Source organism: Archangium violaceum Cb vi76, from assembly GCF_000733295.1.
Classification (GTDB): domain Bacteria; phylum Myxococcota; class Myxococcia; order Myxococcales; family Myxococcaceae; genus Archangium; species Archangium violaceum.
In genome coordinates this window covers 1-688 of sequence record NZ_JPMI01000208.1, presented here as the reverse complement: position 1 = coordinate 688, position 688 = coordinate 1, and the positions used below count along the sequence as shown (strand labels likewise).

At 72.8% G+C, this 688-nt stretch carries 1 protein-coding gene; it reads right to left on the bottom strand.

Annotated features, from left to right (window positions below; translation table 11 throughout):
• On the bottom strand, positions 1–688 hold a 688-nt coding region (locus tag Q664_RS27390; protein WP_043402139.1), incomplete at both ends, for an RCC1 domain-containing protein.

Below are 688 nucleotides of genomic sequence, written 5' to 3'. Positions count from 1 at the left end.
CCCCAGCCCCAGACGGTGCCATCCTCGCGCAGCGTCAGGACATGGAGCCCGCCAACGGAGACGGTCTTCGCCTCCCTCAGGCGGGGCACCCGCACCGGCGTGGACCGCAGCTCCGTCCCGGTTCCGAGCCGGCCGTTGGCGTTGTCACCCCAGGCCCAGAGGGTACCGTTCCTGCTCAGCGCCAGCGGGTGCTGGTCCGCCGCCAGGGAGATCACATGCTTCAGCCCGGGCACCTTCTGGGGTGTGTGGCGGCTGATCCTCGTCCCGTCTCCGAGTTCGAAGGACGAGTTGCGGCCCCAGGCCCAGACGGTGCCGTCCGCGCGCAGCGCCAGGGAGAAACCGTCGCCAGCCGCGAGCCCCACCACGTTCGTCAGGGCTGGCACCTGCGCCGGGAGGGAGGAGAGCTCGAGGGAGGGGGACTGCCCGCGCTGGCCGGAGGAGTTGTCACCCCAGGCCCAGACGGTGCCGTCCGCGCGCAGTGCCAGGACGTGGTCGGAGCCCGCGGAGAGGGCCACCGCTCCCGTGAGCTCCGGCACCTGGGTGGGCGTGGAGTTGGGCTCGTAGCTGGAGGGCCACCCGAGCTGGCCTCTGAAGTTGGCACCCCAGCCCCAGACGGTGCCGTCCGCGCGCAGCGCCAGGGTGTAGAGCCCCTCGGCCGCGATGGCCACGACGTCCGTGAGGCCCGGCA